Origin of the sequence: Gluconobacter sp. P1D12_c (genome assembly GCF_018812105.1) — a bacterium.
In the GTDB taxonomy this organism is placed as follows: domain Bacteria; phylum Pseudomonadota; class Alphaproteobacteria; order Acetobacterales; family Acetobacteraceae; genus Gluconobacter; species Gluconobacter oxydans_A.
Window position 1 is genome coordinate 1 of sequence record NZ_JACSIQ010000222.1, and the last position, 563, is coordinate 563.

1 protein-coding gene is annotated in these 563 nt (G+C 44.8%); it reads left to right on the forward strand.

Going from position 1 to position 563, the window contains the following annotated elements; all coding sequences use genetic code 11:
* On the forward strand, positions 1–563 hold a 563-nt coding region (locus tag KP705_RS16445; RefSeq protein ID WP_215765028.1), incomplete at both ends, for a protein rep.

Genomic DNA, 563 nt, shown 5'->3' on the forward strand with positions numbered 1-563 from the left:
ATAACATTCTCCCGAATAAGGGGAAGTATCTGCGGTACATGGTTATCACCTGCGGTGAGAACGTCCGCATATATGATGACCTCAAGGCGGAGCATAGGAAATGGACACGCAAGCTCTCTGATTGCTTCCGTTGGCTCAATCAAAAATATGGTTCAAATCTGTATTTCAGGGGGACTGAGTTCACTCATAATGAGGATCATGAAACCCTTAACATGCATATGAATATCCTCTTTGATCTGCCGTATTTGAAGGGGAACGGCTGGCAGGATTTTCTTKCTGATGTTCGTGAGAGGATGTCGTGCATTGTTAAGGATGCGGGAACTCTTGAGTCTGTTGATGAGGTCACAAAATATGTGACTAAGCCGAACGATATTGAGACGATGGAGGATGGCCATCTTGAGTGGTTCTATAATGAGACACTCAATACGCGACTGATACAGAGGTACGGATCGTTTAAGGAGTTCAAGGGGTCTCTTAATGATGAGAGGCTTCGCATCGTTCGAGATCAGTCTGATGGATCTCTGAAGATGATGAAGAAGCGTGTCATCAATGATGCTGAGCTT